Source organism: Streptomyces sp. NPDC127100 (genome assembly GCF_042724095.1).
Classification (GTDB): domain Bacteria; phylum Actinomycetota; class Actinomycetes; order Streptomycetales; family Streptomycetaceae; genus Streptomyces.
Map to the genome: position 1 here is coordinate 42,100 of NZ_JBHXFL010000022.1, position 18,967 is coordinate 61,066.

19 protein-coding genes are annotated in these 18,967 nt (G+C 69.1%); 11 read left to right on the top strand and 8 right to left on the bottom strand.

Going from position 1 to position 18,967, the window contains the following annotated elements; translation table 11 throughout:
• Window positions 1-4: 4 nt before the first annotated feature.
• Window positions 5-1,177 (bottom strand): ABC transporter ATP-binding protein, encoded by a 1,173-nt coding sequence (locus ACFWJB_RS20575; protein ID WP_385457668.1) that lies wholly within the window; start codon window positions 1,175-1,177, stop codon window positions 5-7.
• Between the two features lie 232 nt (window positions 1,178-1,409).
• Between ACFWJB_RS20575 and ACFWJB_RS20580 the strand changes: the two genes are divergently transcribed.
• Window positions 1,410-2,507, top strand: a complete 1,098-nt coding sequence (locus ACFWJB_RS20580; RefSeq protein ID WP_386923847.1) for a LacI family DNA-binding transcriptional regulator — start codon at window positions 1,410-1,412, stop codon at window positions 2,505-2,507.
• Window positions 2,508-2,644: 137 nt separating this feature from the next.
• Here ACFWJB_RS20580 and ACFWJB_RS20585 read toward each other — a convergent pair whose 3' ends face one another.
• A complete protein-coding gene (locus ACFWJB_RS20585) occupies window positions 2,645-3,217 on the bottom strand; it encodes a hypothetical protein (protein WP_385457672.1) in 573 nt (190 codons plus the stop codon).
• Window positions 3,218-3,671: 454 nt separating this feature from the next.
• Between ACFWJB_RS20585 and ACFWJB_RS20590 the strand changes: the two genes are divergently transcribed.
• The gene (locus ACFWJB_RS20590; RefSeq protein ID WP_386923849.1) at window positions 3,672-4,124 is read left to right on the top strand and encodes a DUF5959 family protein; all 453 of its coding nucleotides are present in this window, start codon (window positions 3,672-3,674) and stop codon (window positions 4,122-4,124) included.
• A 186-nt stretch (window positions 4,125-4,310) separates the two neighbouring features.
• Window positions 4,311-4,949 carry a DUF998 domain-containing protein gene (locus tag ACFWJB_RS20595; RefSeq protein ID WP_385457678.1) on the top strand — a complete coding sequence of 213 codons (639 nt, stop codon included), beginning with the start codon at window positions 4,311-4,313 and terminating at the stop codon, window positions 4,947-4,949.
• 145 nt (window positions 4,950-5,094) lie between these two features.
• Here the strand turns inward: ACFWJB_RS20595 and ACFWJB_RS20600 are convergent, their stop codons facing one another.
• Window positions 5,095-5,454 (bottom strand): helix-turn-helix transcriptional regulator, encoded by a 360-nt coding sequence (locus tag ACFWJB_RS20600; RefSeq protein WP_385457680.1) that lies wholly within the window; start codon window positions 5,452-5,454, stop codon window positions 5,095-5,097.
• Window positions 5,455-5,562: 108 nt separating this feature from the next.
• On the bottom strand, window positions 5,563-5,979 hold the full coding sequence (locus ACFWJB_RS20605) for an ASCH domain-containing protein (protein ID WP_386923852.1): 417 nt from the start codon (window positions 5,977-5,979) through the stop codon (window positions 5,563-5,565).
• A 181-nt stretch (window positions 5,980-6,160) separates the two neighbouring features.
• On the opposite strand from ACFWJB_RS20605, the gene ACFWJB_RS20610 reads away from it, so the two are divergent.
• Window positions 6,161-7,429, top strand: a complete 1,269-nt coding sequence (locus ACFWJB_RS20610; protein WP_386923854.1) for a PP2C family protein-serine/threonine phosphatase — start codon at window positions 6,161-6,163, stop codon at window positions 7,427-7,429.
• Between the two features lie 77 nt (window positions 7,430-7,506).
• On the opposite strand, the gene ACFWJB_RS20615 is transcribed toward ACFWJB_RS20610, so the two are convergent.
• Window positions 7,507-8,478 carry a GNAT family N-acetyltransferase gene (locus ACFWJB_RS20615; protein ID WP_386923856.1) on the bottom strand — a complete coding sequence of 324 codons (972 nt, stop codon included), beginning with the start codon at window positions 8,476-8,478 and terminating at the stop codon, window positions 7,507-7,509.
• 51 nt (window positions 8,479-8,529) lie between these two features.
• Between ACFWJB_RS20615 and ACFWJB_RS20620 the strand changes: the two genes are divergently transcribed.
• Complete coding sequence (locus tag ACFWJB_RS20620) at window positions 8,530-9,150, top strand: TetR/AcrR family transcriptional regulator (RefSeq protein WP_386923858.1); 621 nt, start codon at window positions 8,530-8,532, stop codon at window positions 9,148-9,150.
• Between the two features lie 197 nt (window positions 9,151-9,347).
• Here ACFWJB_RS20620 and ACFWJB_RS20625 read toward each other — a convergent pair whose 3' ends face one another.
• Both ACFWJB_RS20625 and ACFWJB_RS20630 read right to left on the bottom strand, forming a co-directional pair.
• Entirely contained in the window at window positions 9,348-9,920 is a 573-nt protein-coding gene (locus ACFWJB_RS20625; RefSeq protein WP_386923860.1) for a S1 RNA-binding domain-containing protein, read from the bottom strand.
• A gap of 243 nt (window positions 9,921-10,163) precedes the next feature.
• Window positions 10,164-11,036 carry a trypsin-like serine protease gene (locus tag ACFWJB_RS20630; RefSeq protein WP_385457691.1) on the bottom strand — a complete coding sequence of 291 codons (873 nt, stop codon included), beginning with the start codon at window positions 11,034-11,036 and terminating at the stop codon, window positions 10,164-10,166.
• 496 nt (window positions 11,037-11,532) lie between these two features.
• Between ACFWJB_RS20630 and ACFWJB_RS20635 the strand changes: the two genes are divergently transcribed.
• From ACFWJB_RS20635 to ACFWJB_RS20660, 6 genes are all read left to right on the top strand, one after another.
• Window positions 11,533-12,111 carry a 1,4-alpha-glucan branching protein gene (locus ACFWJB_RS20635; protein WP_386923863.1) on the top strand — a complete coding sequence of 193 codons (579 nt, stop codon included), beginning with the start codon at window positions 11,533-11,535 and terminating at the stop codon, window positions 12,109-12,111.
• A gap of 200 nt (window positions 12,112-12,311) precedes the next feature.
• Window positions 12,312-12,896: a hypothetical protein gene (locus ACFWJB_RS20640; protein ID WP_386923865.1), complete on the top strand. Its 585-nt coding sequence runs from the start codon at window positions 12,312-12,314 to the stop codon at window positions 12,894-12,896.
• Between the two features lie 223 nt (window positions 12,897-13,119).
• Window positions 13,120-13,539: a TspO/MBR family protein gene (locus ACFWJB_RS20645; RefSeq protein WP_386923867.1), complete on the top strand. Its 420-nt coding sequence runs from the start codon at window positions 13,120-13,122 to the stop codon at window positions 13,537-13,539.
• Between the two features lie 317 nt (window positions 13,540-13,856).
• Window positions 13,857-15,293: a Gfo/Idh/MocA family protein gene (locus ACFWJB_RS20650; protein WP_386923869.1), complete on the top strand. Its 1,437-nt coding sequence runs from the start codon at window positions 13,857-13,859 to the stop codon at window positions 15,291-15,293.
• 71 nt (window positions 15,294-15,364) lie between these two features.
• Entirely contained in the window at window positions 15,365-16,327 is a 963-nt protein-coding gene (locus ACFWJB_RS20655; protein WP_386923918.1) for an NEW3 domain-containing protein, read from the top strand.
• Window positions 16,328-16,511: 184 nt separating this feature from the next.
• Window positions 16,512-18,248 (top strand): Imm49 family immunity protein, encoded by a 1,737-nt coding sequence (locus ACFWJB_RS20660; protein WP_386923920.1) that lies wholly within the window; start codon window positions 16,512-16,514, stop codon window positions 18,246-18,248.
• Window positions 18,249-18,325: 77 nt separating this feature from the next.
• Here the strand turns inward: ACFWJB_RS20660 and ACFWJB_RS20665 are convergent, their stop codons facing one another.
• Complete coding sequence (locus ACFWJB_RS20665; protein WP_386923871.1) at window positions 18,326-18,811, bottom strand: hypothetical protein; 486 nt, start codon at window positions 18,809-18,811, stop codon at window positions 18,326-18,328.
• Window positions 18,812-18,967: the final 156 nt, after the last annotated feature.

Below are 18,967 nucleotides of genomic sequence, written 5' to 3' on the forward strand. Positions count from 1 at the left end.
GTCGTCAGCGCGAGGTGAGGGGAACCGGGCCGGCGGCGGTCGCCGGGGGGCTGGGTGCGGTGGTGAGCAGGTAGGAGTGGGCAGTGGCCCAGGAGAGCCACACGGTGTCGCCGCGGGCCGGGTCGACGGGGGCAGTGCCGTCGTTGGGCTGGAAGACCGTCATCTCCACGCCGCCCCGGGTCTCCACCGTGTAACTGGTGGAGGTACCGAGGTAGACCACTTCCCGGACGGTGCCGCGGACTCGGCTGGCGCTGTCGGCCGGCACGGTGGTCAGTCTGATCTTCTCGGGCCGCACGGTGACCTCGATGTCCGTTCCGGGACCGAGGGAGCCGCGCAAGGGGACCGTGATGCGCTCGCCGTCGCCGAGGTCGACCACTCCGGTCTCCGCGTCCGTTGAGGTCAGACGCCCGCCGATCAGGTTCGAGGTGCCGATGAACCCGGCGACGAACGCGGTCGCCGGCCGTTCGTAGACCTCCTGCGGCGGGCCCACCTGTTCGACCAGTCCGTGGTTCATCACCGCGATCCGGTCGGACATGGTCAGCGCCTCGGCCTGGTCGTGCGTGACGTAGATGAAGGTGATGCCGACCTCGCGCTGGATCCGCTTGAGTTCCAGTTGCATGGACTGCCGGAGCTTGAGGTCGAGGGCGCCGAGGGGTTCGTCCAGCAGCAGCGCACGGGGGCGGTTGACCAGGGCGCGGGCGAGTGCGACGCGTTGCTGCTGTCCGCCGGAGAGCTGGCGGGGGCGGCGGTCGGCCTTGTCGGCGAGTTCGACGGTGTGCAGGATCCTGTCGACGCGGTCGCGGATCTCGTCCTTCGGGACGCGCTTGCGGCGCAGTCCGAACGCCACGTTGTCGGCGACGCTCAGGTGCGGGAAGAGGGCGTAGGACTGGAAGACCATGTTGATGTCGCGCTTGTTGGCCGGCACGCCGACCATGTCGCGGCCGTGCAGGAGAATTCGCCCGCCGGTGGGTTCTTCGAAGCCGGCGATCATCCGCAGGGTGGTGGTCTTGCCGCAGCCGGAGGGCCCCAGCAGCGAGAAGAACTCGCCCTCGCCGATGGTGAGGTCGACGCCGCGGACGGCCGCCGCGTCCCGGGCGCCGCCGAAGTCCTTGACCACGTCGACGAGGGTGATGGCCGGGCCTGCGGCCGGTGGCGGCGAGAGGGTTTCGGGTGCCATCCGTGATACCTCCGGTGTTCGGGGCGTGGGATCGGGGCGACCGTGCACGAGGGCATGCCGTGGTCGCCCGGGGAAAGGCAGACGGGCGGTGGCCGGTGGATTTTGATAACGTTACCAACGGGCTCGTACCTTACCCACCGGCAGGCGCCGTCCGTCAATGGTTGAATGGCGCTGGATTTCATCAACCCGTTCCCCGGCGTCCGCCGAGCCCTCACCGACGAAGAGACCACCCATGCCGAGTCCCCCACGACCTCCGCGCCGCGTCACCATTCCCGACGTCGCCCGGCACGCCGGAGTGGGACAGGCCACCGCCGCACGGGTCCTGGGCGGGTACGGGTCGGCGAGCGCCGCCACCCGAGAACGCGTCCTGGCCGCCGCCACCGAACTGGGCTACAGCACCAATGCGGTGGCCCGGAGCATGATCAGCGGACGCACCCACACGCTGGGCGTGGTGGTCGCGGACGTGGAGAACCCCTACTTCGCCCGTGCCGTGCGCGGCGTCACCGACGTCGCCGCCAAGGCCGGCCTCCAGGTCGTCCTCGCCAACAGCGACGAGAACGGCGAAACAGAGAAGTCCGCAGTACAGATGTTCATCGAGCGGCGCGTGGACGGCCTGGTCGTGGCACCCGCAGCCGCCGAGCACGGGCATCTCGACAAGGCCGTCGCCTCGGGCATCCCCGTGGTCCTCCTGGACCGGGTACTCGCCGGCGCCGAACTGGACACGGTCGTAGTCGACAACCGCGGTGCCGCCAAGGCCGCGGTGGCCAGGTTCACCGACGCGGGGCACCGGCGCATCGCGGTCATCACCTCGGCATCCGGTGATGAGGTCGCCGGGCAGCTGGCGCCGGGCGCGGACATCTGGACCACGACCGAGCGACTCACCGGCTACCGCCAGGCCCTGCGAGCCACCGGTGTCCCACGCGAGGCCGAACTCATCCGCCACACCGGATACGACCGGACGTGGGCGCGCTCCGCCGTACTGGACCTGATGACCTCGGACGACCGGCCCACGGCGCTCTTCACCACCGACAACGTGGCCACACTCGGAACGCTGGACGCCCTGCTCGACCTCAACGCCCGCATCCCCGACGACGTCTCGGTCATCGGGTTCGACGACGCGGAGTGGACCACGCTCGTCCGACCACGACTGAGTGTGATCAGCCAGCCGGTTCAGGAACTGGGGGGCCTCGCGGCGGACATCCTGGTCCGCCGCATCAACGGCTCCACGGCCCGACCACGCCGCCACACCCTGCGCACCACCTACGTCGCGCGCGAGTCGACCGGACCCGCTCCGGCCCAGGTGCGGGGACTGCGGGCGCCAGAGGAGTGACTGCGTCGACAAGCGCTGCACGGTCGCGGGTGACCGGCGTCCCGCGCCGGATCGAGCGAGGGGTTCGTTCTGTCCACGGAGCCTTCCACGGCCTCGCCACCGGTCTCATCCCCCACCGCCACGTCCGACGGCCTGTGTCAGGATCTCTGACCCGGTGACGGCGCGGTTCGGCGGCGGTAGTAGGCGATCCCGAGAGCGATGGTGACAGGCCCCCATGCGGCGATCGGGGTGATGCACACCGTCGCCAGCGCCTGCCAGGCGTCGTTGGTGTATCCGACGGTGTCAACGATGCCGTACGGGGTGAGCCGGCGACCGTCGCCGATCGGGACGTCGGTGAACAGCAGGGTGAGAATCAGGCCGCCGAGGACCGCGGGGACGACGGCCGCCATCGGCCGGATAGGTCTGCCGCCGATGATCGGGATCCAGGTGGGCGCCACCTCTCCCCAGCCCCGGACCAGCCCGATGGTCAAGATCGCGATCGCTTCCGACAATACGCTGAGCCCGAGGACGTACGGGATGCTCACCCAATAGGGCGGCATGCCGAGCTCCTGAACCTGCCCCATCTCGAAGTGCAGAGCGAAGGGCAATCGCCACAGGCACGAGGGCAGCAGAAGCAGCGGAAGCGCGTAGGCCAGGCGCATGGCCCAGCGGGGAACGGGCCGCTCTGTGTCGCTGTCGGACGGAGGCGTGTGAAGGATCCTCAGCTTCATGGCTTCATCCTCGTGAAGCCTGCACAACCAGGGATCATCCCGGCGGGCCGGATCGCTACCCCGCGCGAGGGACGCTGCACTGATCAGCGTCCCCCGCAGGGGGGATGCTCGCCGTGTAGGCCTCCAGGTGCTTGGTGAGCGGATACGTGAAGGTGCTTGCCGGCGCCGTCCTGGATCACCGCTGGTCGGGCCGCCACCCGCTCGGTCCAAGCTCGGGCAGCAACGGCTCGATGAGCGACCGCAGTTCGTCCGACGCTATCCACGGCCGCGCCTGACGCTTCCTCACGACCCGGCCAACGAGCACACAAGCCGACGGTCACGTGATCAACACTTCTGTTATGGCCTCTGAGAACTCCTGACGGAATGAGGCGGGGACAACCTGCTTGTGCCCGTTGATCTGGTTCAGAGACCCTGAGCTCTGGCAGATGCGATCGGGCAGGGCAGAGGGTGCACGGTGGAACTGATCAGTCTCTCGGATGGCGACAACAGCTTCCGGGTGCGTGTGCTGGGGCGTAGGTCGCCGGGCGTGCTGCACCTTCACGACCAGCTCGACGCAGAGGTCATTGTGGCCAGCAGCTTCGTCGGCGGTCGCTTGGCCATGTCCCTGTTCCCTTCCGACCTTGAGGAGTGGTCGCGTGCTCTGGACCTGCTTGCTGCCGGTCAGGACATCTGCTGGAGGGATGACGACCACAGCCCCGAGATCAAGATCCAGCCGTACAACGAGGAGCATGGGACTGTCGCTGTCCGTGTAGAAGATCTGGGCAGCTCGTGCGTTTCCGTCTTCCTTCCCATGAGTCTTGAAGAGGGCTGGATCGACGAGCAGCGGAAGCTGCTCGGGAAGGTGCGGCAGGAGTGGCCGAGCGAAGTTCTGGAGTCTTCACCGGGTGCCTTTGAGTGGCGACGCTGAACTGCGGCCAGCCGGCCCCCAGGGAATTTCCTGAGCCAGGCCGCAGTAGGGTCTGCCCCCCTGCCCCAGGGGGCTTGTCGGAGTGCCTGACTCCAGCATCGCGTGATCGTCTGTTGGCACGGGATTCACGCGTCGGAAGGTGGACAGGTGAGGGTTCGGATCGGGTACTCGGCATGGATCGCGGGTGTGGTGCAGTTCCTCGCCATCCACGCGATCGCCGAGTCTGCTTGGGCGAGACCGTACAGCTGGGCGCGAAACAACATCAGCGACTTGGGCAACGCTCACTGCGCTCTGCAGCAAGACCCTGAGCCGCGGTATGTCTGTTCCCCCGAGCACGGTCTGATGAACGTCTCTTTCGTCATCTTGGGAGTGCTGCTCGTTGTTGGCGTCGCGCTGACCGGTGGTGTCCTTTGGCGCAGAAGCGGGGCCGCCGTCGTGGCCCGGCTTCTGTTCGCCAGTGCCGGCATGGGTTTTGTGTTGGCTGGGCTGGCTCCTGCGGACGTCAATGAGAACCAGCATCTCCTGGGTGCCCTCTTCATCATGGCAGCGGGCAACATCGGTCTCGTCGTGGCGGGGGTCGGCCTGGCAGAAGGAACTCCGGCCCCCCTGCGGTGGGGCACCAGCCTGCTGGGAGTCACCGCGATCACGGCATTCGGGCTGTTTCTTTCCCACCACTACTTCGGCCTCGGGATGGGAGGCATGGAACGGGTCGCCGCTTTCCCTCTCCTGTGCTGGGCGCTGCCTGTCAGCGTTCGTGGCCTCGTCCATCGGGCAGGTCGTATGCGGGAGGCGGTGCCGGCGGAGCGTCTCAGCCGCGCTGGTTGACAGCTCTGGTCAGGCCCCGGTGGCCTCCCTCGCGGCATCGGGTGCGGATCGGGCCTCCCTCGCCCCCTCCTATGCCGATGTCACGGCTGGTGATGCTGGTTGAGGGCAGGCGGGTGCCGCGAACCAGCGTCTGGGCTTCCCGCACTTACGCGTGGCCGACATCGGTCAGGCCGGACGCGTGGCTGTCGGGCTCCCGGACGCGGTCGCTCTCGTCCTCCACGAGGAGAGAGAGCAGCGCGGCGACCGACAGTCCCGCCTCTGCCGGGTGCCTCAGCACCTTGTCCGGCTCGATGCGGTAGGTGTTGGTGCGGCCGTCGCGGATGTGGGAGAGGTATCCGTCCTGCTCGAGGTCGGAGATGATCCGCTGGACGGCGCGCTCGGTGAGCCGGCAGTGGGCGGCGATGTCGCGGATCCGGACGTTCGGATTGTCGGCGATGGCCGCCAGCACACGCGCATGGTTGGTGACGAACGTCCATCCGGTGTGAGATCCAGGCACTTCAACCATGCACAGCATTGCAGAGACCGCTTTTGCATGACGCCGAATAGATAACGCACTATTCGCGAGACCCGAGGTTTCTCGAGTCGGACGGACGCGGGTCACGGACGACCCGGGTCATTCGGGCTCGACCACTCGGAAGCGTTCCGCAACGACAAGGGTGTTGTGATCAATGACTGGGGTGTGTCCCAGGTACTCGCTCACGCCGTCGCTGCGGAAGAACTCTTCGTGGGCTGCCCGCCACTGGGCCACATTGGAGTAGCCGCGTCCCTCGGCTCGCGCGAAATCGTCGTCGATCTCCTTCATGGGGACGACGCGCACGTCGACGAGCTCGATCGTGACGACGGGACGCCCTTCGGAATCAAGCACCGAGAATCGCTGACCGGTCATCGGGACTGTCTCACCGTCGTGCTCGTAGATCTCCAGGAGACCCGTGAGCGCGGTCTTCCGACCGCTCAGGATCGCCGCCACACCACGGTCGCGTTCGGGACCGGGGAAGGCGAGTTCAACGGTCGGAAGGTCGTCGGGTCGCATCGAGCGAGGGTACGAAAGCCCGGCCGTGCTGTTCAAGAACCACCGCTCCCGGTACCCACAGCAAGCGCTCGATGCCTTGCGGCCTTGCTCAGAGTAGGCGTCCCCTTGCACAGCGTGGATTACGAGCACCCGGCACCTGGCCCCGGGCAGACTGGTAGTGACGCCGTGCCGAGGAAAGAGGGTGCCGGCTATGGAGGACCGGAACCGTGATGGCCGGGGAATGCTGGAAGGACTGCTGGCTGCCAGCCACCTGATGCCTCTGGAACTCTTGCCGGCCCGGGTCACCGAGCACGCGGCAACAGCGGGCTTGAACGAGGTGCTGATCTACATCGCGGACGTGCAACGCCATGCCCTGCGGTTGCTCACCGGGCGCGGTGAGGACGCCGGCCAGGCCGCGGATCATGAGGAAGCCGAGCTGAAGATCGAGGGGACGCTGCCCGGACGGTCCTACCAGTACGTCGAGGTACTGGCCGACAGGTCCTCCGACGCGCGGGAGCATCACTGGTGGGTGCCGCTGCTGGACGGCACCGAGCGGATCGGGGTGTTGCGCGTCACGCCCGCCGCCGACACCGCACACGTGCGGCAGGACATGGTGGCGCTGGCGTCCTTGGTGGCGCTGATCCTGGTCAGCAAACGCGGGCACAGCGACTCCTACGCGCGGCTGACCCGTACGGAGCCGATGAACATCGCCGCCGAGATGCAGTGGCACCTGATGCCACCGCGCACCTACGCCGATGGCCGGGTGGTGATCTCCGCGGCGATGGAACCGGCCTACCGCATCAGCGGCGACGCCTTCGACTACGCGACGGCCGGACCGGTCGTGCACCTGTCGATCTTCGACGCGATGGGGCACGACACCGCCGCCGGACTGACCGCGAACCTCGCCATGGCCACCTGCCGCAACTCCCGCCGCCAGAACGCCGGTCTCATGGAGATCACCGAGCAGATTGAGCAGGCCCTGCTCGAGCAGTACAAGCAGACTCGCTACACGACCGGGGTCGTCGCCGACCTGGACACCCGCACCGGCATCCTGACCTGGGTCAACCGTGGCCACCACCCGCCGGTGATCATCCGCGGGGGACGGTGGACCAGCGAGCTGCGCTGCCAGCCGGCCCACCCCATGGGCACCGGCCTGGGACTGGAGACCATCCTGTGCCGTGAGCAGCTGGAGCCCGGCGACCGGATCGTGCTCTACACCGACGGGATCACCGAAGCCCGAGGCCCGGGCGATGCGGAGTTCGGCCTGCGGCGGTTCATCGACTTCCTCATCCGCCACAACGCCGACGGCCTGCCCGTGCCCGAGACACTGCATCGGCTCGTCCGTGCCGTCTTGGAGTACCACAAGGGTCAGCTGGACGACGATGCCACCGTACTGGTCTGCGAATGGATCGGCCCCGACCCCGGCGACACCACCGAGGCCAAGAACCAGGCCGGCCTCACGTCACCGTAGTGTTTTGCCACCGCCGACGATGCCCGCCCTGAAAGCCCGCCGCACCTCACCCTGAGACCCCGACCCTGGGGCAGGTTTCAGGGTCTTGCAGGGGCGTCGTCCCAGGCCAGGGAGGACATCCTCCAGCCCTCAGGGGTGCGCAGGAACTGGGTGGTCTTGTGGCCGCGCCCTTCGAACCACTCGCCGTCGTGGTACCCGGACTTGCGGTACTCACTGAATCGGTGGGCGATCGACCCGAAAACCTCGGTGCGCTCAGCCACCTCCCACTCGGAGAACTCCGTAAGTGTCCCGTCGGTGAGCATCTTCTGGCGTGGTGCGATGAACCCGTCGAGGTCGTAGATCACGGGTTCCTCGCCGACGTTCGCGGTGATCCGCCCCTGCTGTACGAAGATGCCACGGATGACGCCGAGGTCTGGCCGCCTACCGCCGGTGTTGTCGAAGGCGCCCACGAACACGCCCATCAGCCGGTCCAGTTCGGCGCGGACAGCGGCCTCGGACGCGTCGACGATGGCCGGCCACTCCTCGGCGAGGACCGACCACACCTCAATGTCGCGCCGTTCGCCCTGGTGGACGGAGTGCCGCCGCAGCACACCGTCGCGGCTCATACCGAGCCTGCGGGCGACAGCGATGCTGCGGACATTGCCCGAGGCGGCCCACCATTCGGCCCGGCACATCCCGCGGTGCTCGAAAGCCCAGTCGATCAAGCCCCGGCATGCCCGTGTGACCAGCCCCTGCCCCTCGCCCGCCTGCTCCAGCCAGCATCCGATCTCGCACACCCCGGAGTCGCGCTCGAAACGGGTGAACATGACGCCGCCGACCAGCCTGCCGTCCAGCCAGATGCCGTGGATCCGGGCGCCGTCCGCGGCTTGCCGGTCGGCGTAGCGCTGAAGGGTGGCCGTGGCGGAGGCGAGGTCGGTGCTGAAGGAGGCCCAGGGTATCCACGGGTCGACGGTGGCCCGGGCCCGGTCGATGTGAGCCAGGAACTCCGGCGCCTGCCAGGGTTCCAGGGGGCGGAGTTGAGCGCGGTCGCCGAGCGGCAGGGTGAACATGGGCCTCACACTCCAGGTACGTAACAAGCGTTCGGTACGTAAGCTAGCAGCATGCCACCCGCGCCTGGAGACCGTGAAGCCCGCCGCAAGGACGTATCCGAGGCGGTGTGGCGTGTCCTCGCCGACAAGGGGTTCGGCGGGCTGACCCTGCGCGCCGTCGCCGCCGCGATGGGCGTCTCGACCGGCATGCTCATGCACTACTTCCCGACCAAGCGGGCCCTCGTCACGCACGCCCTGGACCTGCTGGAGAAGGACACCGCGCAACGGCCCCGCCGAGCGCGCCCGGCGCCGGGGCTGGCCACGGTGCGCGCGATGCTCCTTGACATCCTGCCGCTGACCTCGGGCGACACCGCACGCAACCGCATCTGGGTCAGCTCCTGGGACCTCTCCCTCGCCGACGACGCCCTCGCCGCGGAGCAGGCCGGCCGTTACACCCGACTGCGCTCGACGATCCGCCCCCACCTGGAAGCCGCACGCGACACGGGCGAGCTCCCCCCGACCGCCGACCCGGAACAACTCGCCGCAACCGCCGTCGCCTTCACCCACGGCCTCGTCGTTCAGGCCCTCTTCGACCCCGACCGCTTTCCCTTGGACGTGCAGACCGCAATGGTCGACTCCTTCCTCTCCTCACTCGCCCGCCGCCAGGACCCGCCCACCCCGCTTTGGCCGTAGTCGTCGGCGGTCCGCCGTTGATGTGCCAGTACTGCGGGCAACAGGAGCCGGTGTTGGAATCCGGAGCGGCTTTGAGGACCTCGCTGCGGACCACACGAGCGGGGCAACCGAGGGCCGCTACCGCGACGTGTTCGGGGCGAACGCCGACTTCCTCACCAAGATCACCGGCTGTGTCTGACCTGGGCTGCACGGAAGGGTCACTGCTGCTCGGATGAGGCTTGTCGTCGGGAGAGGGCCAGCCTGCGTCGCTCTCGGTCGATCTCGGTGACGACCACCGTGACTTCGTCGCCGACCTGGACGGCATCCGACGGAGTTCGCACGGGCACCCGTGTGAGCTCTCGCAAGTGGACCAGTCCCTCGATTCCGTCGACGACCTGGACGAAGGCACCGAATGGGACCAGCTTGGTGACGTGGCCGTGCAGCTTCTGCCCTACCGCGATGCCGTCGGCGAATGTCTGGAAGGGGTCTGGCCGTGTCGCGCGCAAGGACAGTCTGGCCTCCAGGTTCCATGTGTCGAACTGGAGAAACTCGCATGAGACCCGCTGTCCGACCTGCACGACGTCGGAGGCTGCTTCGATGCGCCGCCAGGACAGTTCGGGGATGGTGATGAACCCGACGCCGGGAAAGACCGGGTGGTCGGGGCCGTCGTCCAGCGCTACGAATACGCCGAACCGTTCGGTTGCTGCGACAGTGCCGGAAATGAGCTCACCACAGTGCAGTGATTCCAGAAACGTCCAGAGGTCTGGGTTCTCAGACCGTCCGCCCATCATGCTCCCAGCATTTCACGAGGAGCTGTGTCGGGCGGGAGGTGCGGACAGGCCGTCCAGGATCCCACGCCTTACAGGCGTTCATCGCCGACCGAGTAGCAGTCGTGGAAGTAGCGCACCTTGGGGGGTGCGGTGGCAAGTGGCCGGCACCTGTTCATGCCTGTCGGCGGGGACGGGGCCGAGGTGGGCCGGCGGGCGCCAGCGCGGCATGCCACCGGCACCACCCGGCCCTGTGCGTTTCGAGGGTTACGGCAGTTGCACGAACGGCGACAGGAAAGCGCGCGCTCCCGGAGTGTCCAGCCGGTATGTGACATTGGTGGCGTAGCACGGGCTGTCGCCGGTGATGGTCGTCGCCGCGAGGATGCGCTTCCCGCCGATGACGGCGAAGTTGGGTCCGCCCGAATCGCCGTAGCAGGCGCCTCCGTTACCCTGCGGGGCCGTCATGGCGAGGCGCACCCAGGCATCGTTGAGGGCGTTGAAGCTCACTGGCGCCTTCATCCTGACACCGCCACCCGGGTGAGTGTGGCCGCCCGGTCCGTTCACTGCCTCCTGGGTGCCGTATCCGGCGACGACCCAGTCGGTGGAGTTGAGCTTCTTGGACCCGAGCGCTGCGAGCTGGTTGGCGGTCGGCAACGCGGCCGGGGTGAAGGACCAGCGTGCCTTCATCTGCGCGGCCGGGAGCTCGACGACCGAGATGTCGTGCGTGTCGGCGGCGGGTCCCGGGTAGTCGGAGTGGCTGTGGGCCGTGCCCTGAACGGCGACGGCTCTCGCCTGTGCGGCGGGGTCACCGGGGTACTTCTTCGCCGCGGCGTCCAGGTCGGCCTGGACGTCCTGGCTGAGAGAGACGTGGAATCGTACGTTGTCCGGCCAATCGGTTGTGCAGTGAGCGGCCGTCAGGAATGTGTCCGCGTCGATCATCGTGCCCGAACAGACCCAGTCGACGCGGTCCGGGGTGGCCGGGTCACCGTCGTCGTCCCAGGTGGCCACGAGGGCGCCGACCTCGGTGCGCTCGGGGGCGGGGGTCGCGTTGTAGGAGTTGATCGCGGACGAGGGCGACGCAATGGCGAGCACGGTGGCGCAGGCGGCCGCAGTGATGGCGGTGGCGCGTATGGCGGTCAAGAAGAAGCCCTTCGCTGGGTATGAATCGGGTTTCCTTCTGTGGACGGTGGGGGCATTGAAGCGCTTGTGATCGTCTACGGCAAGACAGTCTGCGGGTTCATCCGGACCAGCGGGCCGATCGGACCTCTCCGGCCGGACGGTGGGCAGGAGATGGCGTGAGCCACTCCAACCGGCCGCCGAAGGCGCTGTCCACCAGGCGCGCAGCCGCACCGCGCTCGACCGCGTGTCGAAACACCTGGGCCACCGCCCAGCCCCCTGGGTGGCGGCTCGGCGCACCCATTGCGCCGTGCGGGTCCACGCATCATCCATAGGCTGTCGCCGAACGGGCCAGTGTCTCAGCGGTCGGCCACGGGGAGGCGACTGTGTGAGACCGCGAGGCCAACGGGGCTGTTTGCGCGACCACTTGGTGTCGCTCGGGAAGCAGGTTGCCGTTTCCTATAGGTTGATCACGCCCCGTCGGCGGACGGGGCCCAGACCTACGCGTGAGGGAGCTCGCATGGCCTCCATCCACCGCACCACCATGACGCCCACCAAGCTGGAGTTGCTGGCCGAGTGGCTGCCGAAGCAGAGCTGGTACGTGGGCAAGGCGGGAACGGCGGATCTGGTCAACGCCGGTGGGTTCCGTCTGGACGATCCGCGAGGCGCGGTCGGGATCGAGTTCATGATCGTGGCGCACACCGGCGAGCAGGATCCGGTGGCGTACCTGGTGCCGATGGGCTACCGCGACGCGGCGCTGGAGGGCGTCCCCGGCGAGGCGCTGATCGGCACCTCCGAGCACGGCGTCCTCGGCACCCGATGGGTCTACGACGGCGTCCACGACCCGGTGGTGATGGCGCAGCTGCGTGCGCTCCTGTGCGGTGAGGCGACGCCGCAGCACCAGAGCAAGAGCGACACCCCCGACCCGACCGTCACCGTGCACGGCACTGGCTCTGACGGCGGGTTCGACGTTCGGGTCACCCGCGTCCTGCGGCCGGCGGAGGCTGCTCAGGAGTCGTCCGGACACCTCGTCGGCGGGTGGACGTGGCCGAACGGTACGGCCGCGCGGGGCGTACTGGCGGCCGTCGTGCCGCGGTAAGAGACCGCATTGGGGCGGCGGTCGGGAAGCACTCTCGCGGCAGCGCCGGCAGGTGCACGCTGGGTGAAGGGGAATTCGTGTTCTCGGCAGAGCGTCCGGTTCCACCTCGTGTGGTGGCTGCGGAGCGTGTCGCCTCCGAGGTGGGAGACGTGTCGAGGGCGCCTACGGTGAGCTGTGGGGGCGGCGGATAGCGTGCCGGCATGACGATGACGGGGAAGCGACGGGTCCTGTACCGGCAGGGCACGGGGTTCTGGCGGATGACGGCGAAGTGGGTCCTGGTCTTCGGGGCCCTCTACCTTCTGGACGGCGGGCTGCTCCGGTCGTGGGACGACGCTCTGGCCTGGCCGTTGATCGGGATCCTGCTGTGGGTGCCGTTCGGGATCGGCGTCGTCTGGTACCCGAAGAAGGACCAGCGCGTCGAGCTGACGACGCAGGAACTGCGGGTGCGACGCAAACGGCTGCCGATGGAGAGGATCAACCTGCTGCACGTGGCCCGGCTGTGGCTGGAAGAGCGGTCGACCGCGGACGACCAGCCGGTGCGGGAATGGCGGCGCTTCGACCGGGTGGTGTGGGTGCCCCTGCAGGACGGCCGAGCGTTCGGCGTGGAGTTTCGTGACCCCGCCGCATTCGCCGGGGTTTTCGGCGACTTCGCGGTCGCGGCGTGCGGCGGGCCCGACATCGTCCGCGCGCGGGTCGCGGCAGAGACCTATCCGGATCCGGTCCCGATGCGGCCCCGCCCCGCCGGCGACGGCTCCTGGCCGGATCTCCTGGACATTTTCGGCTGAGATCCGGAGACGACCGACCGTCGCGGTTTCGACGTACCGACCGGCCGGTGCGGGCGTTCTTCCTCCGGGTGCGTCGCCGCAGCCGGGTCCGGCCCGGTCAAGGACCCTCACAGCCATAACCACAGCGCATGGGTACACGGACGGCATGAAACCGAAGCGCACACTCGTTTCCCGTCTCTCAGCCGGCCGCTGGCCGTACGTGGTGTCCGGCGCCGCGGTGTCCGTGAGCGCCTGGACAGGTGCGCGGGCGGCCGGCCGGTCGGACACCTGGTACGCATCGCTGGACAAGCCGGGCTGGCAGCCACCTGCCTGGGCGTTTCCCGCCGTGTGGACGCCGTTCTACGCCTCGATCGCGTGGAGTGCCGGACACGCCGTGAGCCGTGCCGACGGACGCCGGCGGCGCGCCCTGATGATCGGCTTCGGTGCGAATCTGGCTCTCAACGCGTCGTGGACATGGCTGTTCTTCGGCCGCCGCAGTCCGACCGCCGGCGTCTGGGGCACCGTGCTGCTGGACGCGAGCAACCTCCAGCTCGTCCGCCAGGTGTGGCGCGGCGATCCCAAGGCCGCCGCGGCACTGGCCCCGTATACGGGCTGGTGCCTGTTCGCCACCGCACTCAGCGCCTCCCTCGCCCGCCGCAACTGACCGCAACTGACCGCAAGGAAAGATCGCCTCGGGCAGGGTGGGCAGCTCCGCCCAATGCGTCACGCTGTCGTCGCTCCGCGGGTCGTACGGAAAACGGATGACGCCGTCGGAGTCGACAAAGCAGTCGTGATGCGTCATTCCGCCTACGCACAGTGACGGTGCCGACCCACGGACCACCCGTGTGTGCTGACGCACCGGTACTTGCTTGTTTCTGTTCGAAGTGACGCCTCTTCGAGCAACTATTGACACGCCTCCGTCGGTCCCGTCAGAGTCGTTGCCGCCAGTGATGCCCGGTCGCGGACCGAAGGAGCGTCCCCATGCCCGAAATCCCCGCAGTCTCACGCCGCTTGCTCCTGGGAGGTGCGTTGGCCACCGGGGCGATGGTGGCCGGTGCCGGGGCCGCGCACGCGGCACCCGGTGATCCCGCCGCGCCGCTTCCGGCCGCCTCGCCCCGGCGCGGCAGTGCCCAGAAGTCGATGATCAACGTGCCCTTCGACGCCTACGGCACCGTCCGCGTCGGCCTGATCGGGATCGGCAACCGCGGGTCCGGCATGGGCGAGGGGTGGGCAGCCGTCCCCGGCTGCCGGGTCACCGCCGTCTGCGACATCCGTGCCAACCGTGCCAAGGCGCTCGCCGACCGCCTCGTCGCGCAGGGCAAGCCCCGCCCTGCCGAGTACGGCGGCACCGAGGACGCCTACGCGCAGATGCTGCGGCGGGACGACATCGACCTCGTGTACATCGCCACGCCCTGGGAGTTCCACTACGAGCACGGCAAGGCCTCGCTGGAGGCCGGCAAGCACGTCGTCGTCGAACTCCCCATCGCCACCGAACTCGACGAGCTCTGGGACCTCGTCGACACCTCGGAACGTACTCGCCGGCATCTGATCCTCTCGGAGAACTGCTGCTACGGCCGCAACGAACTGGCGATGCTGAAGATGGCCCACGACGGGCTGTTCGGCGACGTCACCAACGGCCACGGGGGCTACCTGCACGACCTGCGTGAACTGCTGTTCTCCGACACGTACTACACCGACTCATGGCGGCGCCTGTGGCACACCCGCAGCACCGCCTCCTTCTATGCGATGCACGGCCTCGCACCGATCGCCGCCGCGATGGACATCAACCGCGGCGACCGCATGACCGTACTGAGGGCCACCGCCACCGAGCCCAAGGGGCTGGCCGACTACCGGGAACGGTTCATGGACAGGTCCCATCCCTCGTGGAAGGAGACCTACATCAACGGTGACCTGGTCACCTGTCTGATCGACACCGCCAAGGGCCGCGTCATCCGGGCCGAGCACGACGTCAGCTCACCCCGGCCCTACAGCCGCATCAACAGCCTGGCCGGCAGCCGCGGCATCTTCGAGGACTACGCGGGCACGTCGTCGACCGGCGGGCGGATCTACGTCGAGCCCGACCACAGTGGGCACTCCTGGCGCGACTTCGACGCGTACCGGAAGGAGTTCGACCACTGGCTCTGGAAGAAGATCGGCGACGACGCGGCGAACAACGGCGGCCACGGCGGCATGGACTACGTGCTGCAGTGGCGCACCGTCCAGCTGATGCGAGCCGGTCTCGTCCCCGACATCGACGTCTACGACTCGGCGGCCTGGTGCTCCCCCGTCCCGCTGAGCGTCAAGTCGCTTGCGATGGGCGGCCGTCCGGTGGCGATCCCGGACTTCACCCGCGGCTCCTGGGTGAACCTGCGCCTGGGCCTGGACTCCCGTGAATCGAGCATGCCTCCCGTGGCCTGAGCGCCTTCCCGGACGACCGACAGAAGGAGCAGTCAGTGAAGTTGACCCGCTTGATCAGTTCGCTCAGAGCCATGGCGGTGGCGGCGGCGGTGACACTCGCCTTCGCGCCCGCCGCCACCGCCGCCGAACCACCGCCCGAGCCCGCGGCCGCGCGGACCGAGGTGTCGATCTCGCCCGTCGACCTGGACGGTCCGGCCATCTCGACGGTGAAGGTGACCGTGAAGAACGCCGGACCGGGGAAGATGCGGTCGCTGAAGGTGTCCTTCACGGGTCCGGTCGGCTGGGCCGTCCAGCCGGGCGTCGCCGGTGTCACCGGAACGTTCGCGCAGGGAGCCTCGGCCTCCACGGAGTTCCGGATCCAGGTTCCCGAGCAGCGCGGCGGTTTCACTCTGCGCAGCTTCACCGCCACGGCCACCTACGCCGGCGGCGACGGCCTGGGCTCGGCCACCGCCACCCGTACCCAGACCACCGGCGTTCCTCTTTCCGACCTCTCGGCCGCCTACAACAACGTGGGGGTTACGGATGAGAGCAACACCGGGCCCGGCAACTACGACGGGGGCGGCAACAGCTTCTCCGCGCAGAAGCTGGCCGCCGCCGGACTTACTCCGGGCGGCCGGGTCGAGGCGCTGGGTGCCGAACTGACCTGGCCGGCGGCGGCTCCCGGCACCAAGGGCAACGTCTCCAGTGCGGGCCAGGCGATCGCACTGAGCGGCAAGGGCGGCAAGCTGGTCTTCCTCGGCTCCGGCGTGACCGGCGGAGCCACCGGTACAGCCACGGTGTACTACACCGACGGCACCAGCAGCCGCGGCTCGTTCGGCTTCCCCAACTGGTCCTTCGACCCTGCCGACGCCCACGGCGCGACGCTGGTGGCCTCCGCCGACGGCCGCAACCGGCAGGACGGCTACGGGAACGCGGGCATCGCCTACCGGATCTTCGCCCACTCCGTCCCGCTGGACGCCACGAAGCAGGTCCAGTTCGTGGTGCTCCCGTCCAACGGCAACGTCCACATCTTCGACATGGCCATAGCCCCCTGACGGCACGGCACCCCACCGCACGCAGACGGCTCGGCGCGCTTCGCGGCGGGCCGTCCGCATGTCCGGCCGGCATCCGGGCCGCTGCTCCCGGCTTCCTCGGTTCCGGTCCGCTGTCGGACCCTGCATCTACGCTGGCCACACGATCCGATCAAGGAGCAGGGCAGTGCGGATAGAGCGTCATCAGGTGGGCGAGGCGGTCGTGTCGGCCGCACGCGAGGACTTCACGAACCGTATCGGGGGGCTGGTGCGGTCCATGTCGCGGGCCGACCGGATGACCACCTACGAATGGCAGTCGATCGCCGAGGAGTTCCTCGACTATCTGGGCGCCCTCTCCGTGGAGACGCCCGACCTCGACACCCCGGAGGCGAGAGCCGCGCTCAAGGACGCCTCCGAGGCCGCCGCCGGTGCCGTCGCCTACGCCGCGTACCACCCGCACTGCAGCTTCCAGGTCTTCCTGGAGTACGTGAACTTCGGCATGAGCTACGACCCCGGCGAGGACGCCCCCGAGGAGAGCGTCACGCCCGGGGTGTGGATCGACGCGCTGTGCCTGTCGATCCTCCGGGACAGGGCCAAGGTGCACGGCGAGGCATTCCACTTCGCCCGGCAGAAGTTCGCCGGACGGGTGCAGGGAACACCCGTCGGCGAGCTGGCCACCGGACTGATGGCGGTGGTCCTGGACGACACCGGCGACGACGAGCAGTATCCGCCGAGCGCGCGGGACAAGCTCGCCGCTGTCGACGCGGCCCTGGACCGGGTCCGGTCCCGCGCGGAGGAGACGGGCGAGCCGCTGCCGGAGCGGCCGGACAGCGTGGCGCTGCGTACACTGCGTGCCCTGGCCGCGGAGGACCGGGATGCCTTCGATGCCGCCATGTCCGACCTCCTGGTCGGGCACTCCGCCCTGCACAGTGCCTCGGCCTCCCCCAGCAGCCTTCTTCCGCTGGTCCCCATCGCCCTCGCCGTGCTGGCGTACCGGACTCTGGGCTGGGCGCCGGCCGTTCGGACCGACTACCTCCCGCACGCCTTGATCACCGGCTTCGCGACCCGGGGCCCACGGGTCGCGGGGTTCGGCCGGAAGCGGCGGCCGGACGCGGTCGCCGCACTCGCCGCGGGCCCACTGGTGGTGGAGCGGCCGGACTGCCGGTGGACCGTGCACCCGCAGACCGGGGCCGGGTACGAGGAGGCCCTCCGCAAGGCGTTCACCTCGGCCGACGGAAAGCCTCTTTCCGTTTCGCGGCTCGGCTGGGTCATGGGCGATCAGGAGCGGCTCTTCAAGTGGCACGCGGGTGACCCCGTCGGGGGCACGGACGCCCTGCTCGCCAGCGCTCGGCTGGCCTCCGGGATGGGGGCGGCCCTGTTCCGTATCGCCCTGGCGGAGCCGGGCACAGAGGCGGAGGTGACCATCGGCGGCCGCACGCTGCGCTACCCGGCCGGGCGGGGCGAAGAAGCCGGCGCCCACAACTGGCATACGGCAACCGCCTTCGCCCTCATCACGGGCGCACGCGAGGACCTGGCTCCGCTGGTACTCACCGGACCCGCCTTCGCCCGCCCGGACGGATCCGCCTTCACCGCGTACCGCGAGGCCCTCCATGCCTACTTGACCGGCACCGACACCGAGCAGGCCGCGCGGCGCGCGCTGGAGCAGGACGAGAAGGCCGAGGACTGGGGTTTCGCCATGCCCCCGGCCGTGCTGCTGTCGCAGCTCGTGGAAGGCGACGAGGAGAGTTTCAACCTGGCCTTGGCCGACGCCCTCGAGAGCCACCGCGCCTACTACCAGGTCGCCGACCGCGCGGACGATCCCGATGCCTCCGTCGACCTCGACGTTCTCGCCCTGGCCTGCCACGCCCGCCGCCGCGGCTGGGCCGTCCGCGTCGAGTCCCCCTACCTGCCGCAGAGCCTTCTGCGGGCCGCCGAGCCCTTCTAGGGCCTGGTCCGAGGGATCGGGGGCCCGCAGCCGATGCGACGAGCGAGGCCGGCGGGCCGCCCGTCACCGACGGTCCGTCAGCCGCAACGGATGTCCGGGGTGCTGAGGCGGTAGGTCGCCCCGCCCCGGACGAGCGAGCCGCTCAGGTGGATGCAGTGACCGGTCGCGTTGAACCAGGTGTAGAGCGGCCCTGCGTAGTAGTGGTAGTTCTGCGGGTGCTCCGGAGGCGGGTCGGCGGCATAGTCGCCGCTCTCGTCGTGGAGGTACAGCGTGATGTTCGACGCCAGGCCGTCGTAGGGGCTGGACCAGAACTTCGCGCAGTTGCGCTTGGTCGAGGCGTCCCAGTAGGTGCGCGCGTAGCCGCCCCCGCTGCGCCCCGCGGGGCTCTTCGCCCAGTACGTCTTGCCGTCCCAGCTGCCACTGCACTCGACGGCCGAGGGGGCAGCGGCGTGTGCCCCCACCGCCTCGGCCGGCGCCGCCTGCGCGGTGGGCGCGGCCACCAGGCCGAGCAGCAGCGCCATGACTCCGAGGCCCAGCAGCCGTGTTCTCCGCAATCGCTTCATCCGCTACTCCTGTGGGGAGATGTCGCTGATCCGGCACATGACCGGCAGCACATGGAATGCTCCACTTTTCGGGAACCCGGTATCCGCCTTTTCACGAAATCTCCGCCGAATCGGACCGGCGGCGCGCCGGGGAGGCATCCCGAGCCGGTCGGCTCG

What these genes read in the sequence shown, in the direction of transcription:
- ACFWJB_RS20575 (WP_385457668.1), bottom strand. Translation starts at nt 1,177, where the DNA reads ATGGCACCCGAAACCCTCTCGCCGCCACCGGCCGCAGGCCCGGCCATC.
- ACFWJB_RS20580 (WP_386923847.1), top strand. Translation starts at nt 1,410, where the DNA reads ATGCCGAGTCCCCCACGACCTCCGCGCCGCGTCACCATTCCCGACGTC.
- ACFWJB_RS20585 (WP_385457672.1), bottom strand. Translation starts at nt 3,217, where the DNA reads ATGAAGCTGAGGATCCTTCACACGCCTCCGTCCGACAGCGACACAGAG.
- ACFWJB_RS20600 (WP_385457680.1), bottom strand. Translation starts at nt 5,454, where the DNA reads ATGGTTGAAGTGCCTGGATCTCACACCGGATGGACGTTCGTCACCAAC.
- ACFWJB_RS20605 (WP_386923852.1), bottom strand. Translation starts at nt 5,979, where the DNA reads ATGCGACCCGACGACCTTCCGACCGTTGAACTCGCCTTCCCCGGTCCC.
- ACFWJB_RS20615 (WP_386923856.1), bottom strand. Translation starts at nt 8,478, where the DNA reads ATGTTCACCCTGCCGCTCGGCGACCGCGCTCAACTCCGCCCCCTGGAA.
- ACFWJB_RS20620 (WP_386923858.1), top strand. Translation starts at nt 8,530, where the DNA reads ATGCCACCCGCGCCTGGAGACCGTGAAGCCCGCCGCAAGGACGTATCC.
- ACFWJB_RS20625 (WP_386923860.1), bottom strand. Translation starts at nt 9,920, where the DNA reads ATGATGGGCGGACGGTCTGAGAACCCAGACCTCTGGACGTTTCTGGAA.
- ACFWJB_RS20635 (WP_386923863.1), top strand. Translation starts at nt 11,533, where the DNA reads ATGGCCTCCATCCACCGCACCACCATGACGCCCACCAAGCTGGAGTTG.
- ACFWJB_RS20640 (WP_386923865.1), top strand. Translation starts at nt 12,312, where the DNA reads ATGACGATGACGGGGAAGCGACGGGTCCTGTACCGGCAGGGCACGGGG.
- ACFWJB_RS20650 (WP_386923869.1), top strand. Translation starts at nt 13,857, where the DNA reads ATGCCCGAAATCCCCGCAGTCTCACGCCGCTTGCTCCTGGGAGGTGCG.
- ACFWJB_RS20655 (WP_386923918.1), top strand. Translation starts at nt 15,365, where the DNA reads ATGGCGGTGGCGGCGGCGGTGACACTCGCCTTCGCGCCCGCCGCCACC.
- ACFWJB_RS20665 (WP_386923871.1), bottom strand. Translation starts at nt 18,811, where the DNA reads ATGAAGCGATTGCGGAGAACACGGCTGCTGGGCCTCGGAGTCATGGCG.